This window comes from Phenylobacterium sp., from assembly GCF_031181185.1.
Lineage (GTDB): Bacteria > Pseudomonadota > Alphaproteobacteria > Caulobacterales > Caulobacteraceae > Phenylobacterium.
This window is the reverse complement of record NZ_JAPSKZ010000144.1, coordinates 1-9,194: the sequence shown is the minus strand read 5'-3', so window position 1 is coordinate 9,194 and position 9,194 is coordinate 1. Positions and strand designations below refer to the sequence as shown.

Sequence of the window (9,194 nt, the reverse complement as noted above, 5' to 3'; positions counted from 1 at the left end):
GGCGGCGCGCTCCTGCTGTAGAGGCCTTCCTCCCGGCCCCGGCCGCAGACGCACCCGTAGCTCAGCTGGATAGAGCGTTGCCCTCCGAAGGCAAAGGTCACACGTTCGAATCGTGTCGGGTGCGCCATTTTTCTCTTACAAATCAGAACGTTCGCCGGAAAGACTCTCACGCCGGTCTTCCGTGTAGCCGTAAGTGGGGCAGTAGTGGGGCGTCGAGCGCGCTCGGTGGGATTTGGGCCTAGGCGATCTTCGTCGCCTAACTGCGGGCTTTGGACACTAAAGAGTCGATCCAAATTGTCGTTTGGGCCGGACGCGTTGTACGACTACGCAAACGATCAGACCCGACTTCGCAGGCGCAGGTGCAGGTCCCACAGACCACGCCGCCGGTCGAACGGGGTCGCCGCCAGCAGGAAACGGGTCGCGCGCCAAAGGGTCTCGATCTCGTCCTGGGACGGCAGGGCCCCCGTCAGGCGATGCAGGCGGGCGGCGAGGGCTGCGGAGGCGTCTTCTCCGACCCCGCCCGTCAGCGGCAGAAAGATCCTAAGAATGCGGTCGATGACAGCGTCGCGGATCCGTGCCCAGTCTTCCCGAGCCCGGGCCGCCCTGAGTTCGCCAAGAGCAATCTGTTCGAGGCGTCCCGCTACGTCTGGCGACGTCGAGCCAAGGCGACGTGCGACGATCTCGGCGATGTTCAGGCGCAGGATGTCGCCATCTGATCGAACCTCCGGTTGCCGCTCGAGCACGTCCAGCAGACGCTGGGCGTCGGCCTCCGAGAAGGCGAACGGACCGATCACAAGCGCCGGAGTCAGAGGCGGTGCGGTATCCGAGGCCGTTGCGACGGCTTCAGCGACGCCGGTCGGATCCGGGTCGTCTCCATTCCAAGCAACGTCCGGATAGTCCGCCAGCCAAGTCAGGGCGGCGTCATCCGCGTAGGTGTGGCCGTGCAGCTCCTTCATCTCGCCCGTGTTGGCCGGGACCTTGTAGAGGGCCTTGATCCGCTCTCCGGTCGGGCCTGTGCGGATGAGGTCGATCCGATCGCCGAGCATGCTGGCCAGGCCGCAGACCAGTGTGCGGCGCCAGCTCGTCCAGGGCGCGGCGGCGACGCAGGTCGACATGGCCTCGCCAAGCCAGTCGCGTGGGCGCTTTTCCCAGTGCTCGATCGCGTATTCGACCAGACGTTCCGGATCGAGCCCGTTGGGAGAGCAGACCCGCCAGACGCGGTCGGCCCAAGCCCACATCGCCAGATTACGGCGTGGCGCATCGATGGCCGCCCAATCGCCATCGCGGTCGGCCCGGCGCTGCATGAGGGTGACGAGGTCGGTGAAGGCCTGGCCTTCAGTCTCGAAGACATGGACGACATGCTCGATGGCCTCGACAAGCTCTGTATCGCTACGGCCCCAGCGCTTCAGCAGGCGCACCGCCGTCAGATTGCCGAGCGGCGATTGCGACAGGTGGGTCAACAGGGCGTTGCGATCCTCCTCCGTCATGTCGTCCGTCAGGCGGTCCACTGTGTCAGAGGCCCACAAGGGCGCGGTCGCTGCGCGTTGCAGCGCTTCAGCGGCCGGCGTCGACGCCGCCAGAGCCGTCCAGTCCGGCGCCTCGGTCCAACCGAGCTGGTGTAGCAGCGAGGATGGGGCGGGCGGTGTCAGGAAGTCGAAGCGGATGAGCGAGGCATCGAGATTGTGGGCGATCGCCAGAAGTCGCCCCTCTGTGGTCGCCAACCGCAGGCGTGTCAGGGCGCGGATCCGTTCGAAAGCGTCACCGACTCCCGCCACCTCCTCGGCCGCCGCATCGGCCGCGGTCTCCGACTCGCCGAGATCGAGCAGCTGGGTGCGGACGCCGCTTCTTTGTGCCTCCGGGGCGTCGGCGATCAGGGCCATGGTCTCGGCCGACAGCCGGTAGAGGGTGTCGCCCTCCGCGATGGTCATGGTTTCGCCATCCCGGGCGAGGGCGAAGGTCTTGCCGTCACCGGCATCAAGCGTCGCGGTACCGGCGGACCACGCAGTCACCGCGGCCTCTGCGAAAGGACGCCCGGGCACATTCAGATTTCCGAACGTCAGCTGCCCCGTGATCAGGGGGCGCAGCGCCGCGGAGAGGTCGCGGTTGGCAAGCATCAGGTCGCTCATCCCATCAGGCATCTGCGCAATCAGCCGCCCGACCACTTTGCGGCGTTGTTCCAGGTTGCCGCTCAGTTTGCTGTCATCGCCGAACCAGCTGTCGTGGAAGTCGCGCGCCAGCGCCTCGCCGAGACCCGAATCGAGTTCGAGCTCGGGCCGGAGCGTCCGGTTCCAGACCCATTCATAGGCGTTTCGGCCGATATCCGGATCGTTGTCGACGAACAGGCCGGCCATGAGCTGGAAGCGGAAGGCCGTGATGTACATCGCGCGGCGGCCGTCGATGTCGGGCTGCATGACGGGGAAACGATCCCAGCTCTCGAAACGCAGAGCCCCCCAGAGCCAGTCCGACCAGGCGAAGCGGGTCTCGGTTGAGGCACCGGGCGTGACCGCCGTATCCCAGAGCTTGGGGAACAAGGTGTCGAACAGGCGCATAGCCCCGATGGCAAAGGCCAACTCACCCCGCACCTCGAGGGTGGGCGGCATCCGCAACACGTCCTCCCGGGCGCCATCGCGGGACGCCGCCCGACGCAGCGCTGTCAGTTCCGGGGTCTCGACGACCGCGCCATCCTCGATCGGCGCCCGTCGCAGGGCGGTCAGGACCCGTTCGGTCGTGATCGGAAGAAAGCGGAAGCCGGCGTTACGCAGTCGGGCCTCGATGCCGAGAAAGACGGTTTCACTGATGCGGTCCCGATCCAGAAGGGCACCCGCGACGTCGATCACGCCCCGGAACCCAGCCAGCCCCACGCCGGAATGCAGGCTGGTCGCGCGATCCTCAACGCAGACCAAGGTCTCGGCGTCGTAGGTCCCGACCACGATGTCAACCAGACATTGGGTGGCGGCATCCTCCCGGATATCCTCGTTAACGACGGTGGGCTCGGGCAGGACGGCGATCTCCCCGTCACGGATCCAGTCCGCCAGAGCCATGCGAAGGGCCCCCAAGCGCCGGCCGGCTTCTGCTTCGCGAGCGCTCTGCTGGGTCTCGCGCCGGACCTCTTCCCATCCCTGAGCGTCCATTACGACCGCACCCAGCGCCAACAGACCGTCCAACAGGCCGGCGAAGGCCAGATTGGCCGCGACGCCGGCATTCAGGACAAACGGCTCTCCTGGCCCGTGATCCCGCCCCCGCGCGGGCGCTTCGGCTCCCAGGGCCAGCTTGGCCGCCGCGGCTGCATCGACCGTCAGATCGCCCCGATCGACCAACCACGCGATGACGTCGCCTCCTGTGGCGTCGGCGTCGCCATCTGACAAGAAGCCAATGCGACAGGACGGATTGGTCGGCCGACCGATTGTGATCCGCCCGGCGTCGACATGGGCGATCACCTGCTGGTTTGCATCATGGCGGGCCGGTTGATTGGGCAGAAGGTCCGCCTCCAACGCCTGAAGCGCGACGGGCGCTGTCGGCGCAACGGCCAGTGTCCAGACCTTGAGCATGGGGCCAATCAGGTCGCAGCCCCAGGCGGTGATCAGGGAGGTGATGTCCAAGACGAGCCGGCCGTCCGGTACTGGCTCGAGGGTCGTTCGGCCGGCGGCCCGGACGAAGAGATCGACTGGGCGTTCATCGCTTGGCGAGAGGAGTCCGACGAAGGCGCGCCCGAGGCGGCTTTTGAGGATCAGGTGGACCGGGACGTCGCCAGCCTCATAGTGCTGGGTCTGACGCGCGCCCGATTCCGCCATCTGGCGCTGGAGCTCGATCACGTCCTCGACCGTCGCGTGGCGGACAATACCGGCCTTCACGGCTTCCGGGCTGGTCAGGGCGCGCTGGAAGGCATCGGAGAGCCCGCCGCTCAGTCGCGCCCGTTCCGCCGCATCGAACGCTAGGGCCGCCTCGGTCACCGGAACCTGCGCGGGGTCGAACCCGGCCATGAGGGCCTGAGCCGCCTGAGGTTCGGCGGCGGCCAACCGCGCAGCGAGCTGGAGGCGGCCGGACGGTCCCAGATGGGACTGGATGTTGGGCAGCTGTCGGACGGCGCCCTTCAGGTCCCCGATGCGCAAGGCGAGGTTCAGGGCCTGAACCGCCTTGCGTCGGTCGCCCGGCGCCGGCGCCCAGGAGTCGTGCAAGGCGAAGGCTTCCGGCACGCGGCCGAGCGCCATCAGGGCGTCGACCGTCGGCGGGATCAGGGCGCTCGGAAGGTCCGCATCGACCGCCGCGCCGAAGTCGCCGGACAGATAGTCGAGCCAGTCGCCGGGACGTCGCACCGCGACATACCATTCGCCCAGCGCCCGGGCCGCTTCCTCCGTCCGCAGCCCCCGCAGAAAGTCCTCGTGCGGCTCCAGCGCTGACCAGACCTCGGCCTGGGCCAGCATGAGCACCGCGGCCAGCTTCACCGAAATGGAGACGTCCGCTTCTTCGGCCAGGGCGGCCATGGCGGGCCAGTTCTCGGAGGTCATCGCGTTGGACAGGCGCAGGCTGGGATCGGCGTCGTCTTCGCCTTGGTCCTCCCCCAGCGCCTGCCGGATACGTGCCGCCCATTTCCGCACGGCATCCTGCTCGAACTCCGTGACGGCGAGGCTGGCGTGGGCCTCCAGGAAAGCTAGGGCGCCGGCGTCGTCATCGCGGCGCAGACGCACCAGGACGCAGGCGATTAGCTCCTCTACATCGGCGGTCTGCGCCAGCACGTGCGCTTCGAGGCGCGCCACGGCAGCCGAGATGTCGAGCCCGAGGGTGCGGGCTTGGCTCCAGTGAATGGCGCCGACCGGCGGTCGCTCCAAGGCCAGGAGCTCGGTGGCGAGGGTTACGGCCCGGTCGCGGGCCGTCGCGACATTGGTCAGAGCGGCCAACTTCCAGACCCGCCAGCCGCGTTTCAGGTGGGGATCGTCCGTGGCGTCGGACAACCGCTCGAACAAGTCCGCCGCTTCCAAGAAGCGTTCGCGAGACTTCGAGTCGGACCGGACCAGGCCGAACGGCGTCGGGTCAGGCCATTCGGTCATGGAGACGGTGACGCCTCGGGCATGACCAGCGCTGAAGCGGAACGTCGCCGCCAGAATCAGCAGCCCATAGCTCTCGGGCGCGCGCCGCCGTGCATCGACCAGGGCGAGGGCGGCGTCCAGATCGCCTTCGCTGGCCATAGCGAGCGCCCGCACGCGAACGAAGGCCTCGCTTTCCGGCGCGTCGGCCGCCGGTTCCGGCAGCAGGGTCAGGGCTTCGCCGCCGCGTCCGAGCCGAACCAGCAGTTCGGCCTTCAACAGGCGTTCGTCGTCGCTCAGTCGACCGTCGAGGTCGTCGACGGCGTCCTCGAGATCGTCGAGCGCTTTCAGCGCCGTCCGCGCACGCCGATCCGGCGGGGCGGCCACACTGTCGGCCCGGCCGAGCAAGGCCTTCGCCGACGCAGCGTCGCCATCGACGATATGGAGATCGGCGCGCAGCCGCAGCAGGGACGCATGGACCTCCGACTCCACGTCGTCGGAGTTGGCGATCCAGCGATCCAGAACTTGGGCCGCCGCACCGGATCGGCCGACGCGGATGTGATCCTCCACCTCGACGATTGCGGCCTTTGCCGCGCCGGACAGCCGCGCCTTGAGGCGATCCACTTCCGCTGAGGGCGCCGATGCAGCCCCCGTGACCTCGCCGCCCCCGGGTGGATTGAGCATGGCGATAGTCCGGGCGGCCGCCACGACGTCGTCGATCAGTTCCTCGAGATCGGCAGCGCAAAGCGAGCGCGGCCGTTGGACTTGGCGCGCCAGGGTCTCGATCCGGCGGAGGGCCTTGGGTGCCAGTAGGTTGGCGGCGACGGCTGCGCCCTCGGGATAGCGAAGTTCAATACGCTGGCGTAGTGCGGTGCGGAGGGCCGCTTCCGATCGGTCGATGCCCGGGCGGTCGGTCGCCCAGTCGAGCCGCATCACCAGCTTGTCGATGAAGGCCTGAACGTCGGATCCCTTGATGACCGCGCGCAACGCCTTGGGCCAAGCCGCACGTTTGGCCAGATAGGCCTGCAGTGTCTTGGCGGCGGCTTGATCGCCAGACCGGGCTTTGGCCCAGAGATCCAAGCCGAGAACGCCGCCCAGGCCCTTTTCAGCCCCGGGCGTCGCGGTCGTGTAGAAGAGGGTCGAAATCCCGGCCTCGGCCGCGAAGGCGCTCGCGAGGGCGGCCCGAGCGCCCTTGTCGGCCAGGGTCAACTTCTGGGTGACGCGCTTGATCTGGACCTGTTCGGCCTTGGCGCCGGACTGGACGGCGTGGTCCTCTCCGGTCTCCACATAGAGGACGTCCTCGGGCCCGAGGGCCAGCCAGGCTCGCAGCGTGACGAGCTTCTGGTAGGCCACCCCGGCGAACAGGTGCGGCGCATCCCGCGGGGAATTCTGTGTTCCGAAGAGGTTGGCGCCGGCGTCTTTTGTCATGCCTTACTGATCCGCACCGCCGCACAACATGGCGGAGCTAAGGCAAAGCGCACTCTAGCGGCAGGCGTAGGTAGCGTTGCCAGCGGTCTGGGTCTCCATGGCCGACGATTCCAATATCCTCGCCCAAGCTGTCCCGAAAAAACAACCGCTAATAGGCGGATTGACGCTTGGCGTGCGTGAGCTACGAAAATGTCCAACGCTTCGGGGGAGGCCTAATTGAACATTATGCCGCAATGGACCGAGCGCGCGGAGAAGCGCGGGCTTGACCCATTGGGGATGCAGAACAGCGGCGTCGCCCTGTATCAGACCCTGCTGCCGGGCATCAGCAACGTGACGCCGCGACTGCGGTACTTCGGCTACTACTGCTGGGTCAGCGATACCTACGCCAAGCGGGTGGGCGGGACGGATCCCGAGACCTGGCGAACCTGGGTTCGGCGGTCGGAAGCCCTCTTGGCCTTGGTCAGCGCCGAAGCGGGTGGGGAGAGCGGCGTCGGCGGGATCGAGTGGGCGACGGGGGTGCTGCTCGACGACCCGTTCATCATCGACTTCGCCCCGACGGCGGGCCTCACCGCACCCCGCCTCTACCTGAAGCAGCGGATGGGCGTGTTCGGTGGTGCCTACGTGTCCCAGCTCATCGAGACCGGCCTCTTCGCCCTTAGCGATGAGCACGCGATCGCCATCGCCTCCGCGCGGAGCGGTCGTCGTCTGGCGGAGCTGTTCCGGAGGTCTATCGGCGACGCAGAACGGCCGCTGATCGAGGCGATCCAAACCGGCGCCATTCAAAGAGGCCTCTTGGCTGACCTGGGGGTCATCGCGCCGTCCCGGATTCCGCTCGGATCGGGAGAAGCTCAGCTCTATCTCGATCTTCTTTCGGCAGCGTTGGAAGGTGCGCGGGATAGTGACCGAAACCGCCGCGACAGTTTGAGAATGGTGCTCGCCGTAGCCGCCGAGAATGGCGGACAGCCTAGCCCGGACGAGGTGCGCTGGCGCCTGTTCGATCCGGGCATGCCGCTACCCGACGATCTCGCTGCTCACCGGTTGAGCTGGGAGGCCTATCACGCGCATGATCTTTTCCAGCTTGCGGCGGCGGGGCTCTTCGCCTGGGCGTTGAGTCGCCTCGGAGGCCAGCCTTCCGGCTTTCCCTACGCCGAAGTCTCAGACGAACTGCAACTCGCGATGATGGCATTCGACATCGCGCCGGGCGACGCTTCATGGTCCGAGATGCTGCAGGTTGCATCGTTCGATGATGAGGCATTGCAGTCCGCCGCCCTAGCCTTGGGACGAACCAGCACACCCGACGAGGACCAGCTCGAGCTGTCGATCCGCGTGATCGCGGCCATCCACCACCGCGTTCGGACCCGTCCCGATCTCGCCGCGGAAATCGAGCATCGCTTTGTGTTGGCGCCGTCAGTGCGGTCGATCCGATCCGAACTCGAATGGCTTGAGAACCGTCGCGATCAACCAGCCGTCCATCTGATGGCGGACTACCTCGTCGAGCGGGTGCTCAAACGTCATGCGGAGGTCGCCCTGCGCAAGCTGCGCTATCAGCGCGACTACACCTTTCATTTCGAGACTCGGGAAGGCCGGCTGGTCCGCCGCCTCTCCTACGTGCCAGTGCTCACATCGCCCAGGCTCGGATCGGCGATCCAGATTCTGCGGGACCTGGGTCTGTTGAATGAAAATGGAGCCTCTCCTGAAGGCCTCCGGTTCATCGAGGCCGCTGATGCAGCCGCTTAAAATCGTCGATCGCGTTGGCCGGCCCTCAAAGACCGGCTTTCATAGCTCCTTCATCACCACGTTCGCGACAGAGTTTGCGGCGCTGGAGGAACTGCTTGTGCCGCAGCTCATGGCGGTGGGGTGTCGCAACATCGGGGTCGTCTGCGACGCCCGGATGGGAACCCTCGCCCTGTCTGACGGCTCGGCGCTCCCTCGCCAGCTCGGCCGGGCTTACAGCCTGTACTCTCCACCCGTCGGCCAAGGGGTGTTCCATCCCAAGATCATCCTTCAGCTCGGCCGAACCCAAGGTCGGGCCTTCGTCAGTTCAGCGAACCTCACCGCCGCCGGACTGGGCGGCAACGTGGAGATCGGAGCAGAGATCGAGTGCACCGCCGAGCCGAGCGCCGAGCGTGCTCTGCTCCGTGCGGTCGCCGCATACATCAACTCACGAGTGGTCGAGCCAGGCGGGGTTAGAGATGCTCTGGACTGGGCTTGGGCCCGGACGCCTTGGCTGGAAGACGAAGACGACCCGACATCCGAAGATGCAGCCTTCCTGACCTCGCCCGGCGACCCTGGAATAATCGCGAGCTTCGTCGAACGAGTCGTGGATCCCGTTGAGCGGCTTTGGGTTCTGAGCCCCTATTGGGACGACTCCCTCGCTGCGCTTCGCGCGATGACTCGAGCCCTATCACCGTCACGCACGACCGTTCTGATCGATGCGCTGACCCATGAGTTCCCCGTCGGTGCAAACCTGCCGGCTGGAACGGAGTTCGTCGACATCGCCGGCTGGCGGCCGAAGCGATTTACGCACGCCAAGATGATCCTCGCGCAGACGGCGCGGCACGATCACGTCTTGTTCGGCAGCGCCAACTGTACGACCGCTGCGCTTGGCGATGGCGCTGTGGGCGGCCGCAATGCGGAGGCCAGCCTCTACCGTCGGCTGCCGACAGGGGAGGCGATGCAAGCACTTGGCCTCGATCAGTGGGTCGATGCACCTACGGTCGCGATCGAAGCGCTTCCTGATCCTGT

At 66.9% G+C, this 9,194-nt stretch carries 3 protein-coding genes and 1 tRNA gene; 3 read left to right on the top strand and 1 reads right to left on the bottom strand.

What is annotated here, in order from left to right; translation table 11 throughout:
• The first annotated feature begins 50 nt into the window (after nt 1-50).
• Nucleotides 51-127 (top strand) — tRNA-Arg (locus RIF93_RS15520).
• 208 nt (nt 128-335) lie between these two features.
• On the opposite strand, the gene RIF93_RS15515 is transcribed toward RIF93_RS15520, so the two are convergent.
• Nucleotides 336-6,449: a hypothetical protein gene (locus RIF93_RS15515; protein WP_309092352.1), complete on the bottom strand. Its 6,114-nt coding sequence runs from the start codon at nt 6,447-6,449 to the stop codon at nt 336-338.
• Nucleotides 6,450-6,665: 216 nt separating this feature from the next.
• Between RIF93_RS15515 and RIF93_RS15510 the strand changes: the two genes are divergently transcribed.
• Together RIF93_RS15510 and RIF93_RS15505 are read left to right on the top strand one after the other, a co-directional pair.
• A complete protein-coding gene (locus RIF93_RS15510; RefSeq protein ID WP_309092351.1) occupies nt 6,666-8,186 on the top strand; it encodes a hypothetical protein in 1,521 nt (506 codons plus the stop codon).
• On the top strand, nt 8,173-9,194 hold a 1,022-nt coding region (locus tag RIF93_RS15505; protein ID WP_309092350.1), incomplete at its 3' end, for a hypothetical protein. The genes RIF93_RS15510 and RIF93_RS15505, both read left to right, overlap by 14 nt.

What these genes read in the sequence shown, in the direction of transcription:
- RIF93_RS15515 (WP_309092352.1), bottom strand. Translation starts at nt 6,449, where the DNA reads ATGACAAAAGACGCCGGCGCCAACCTCTTCGGAACACAGAATTCCCCG.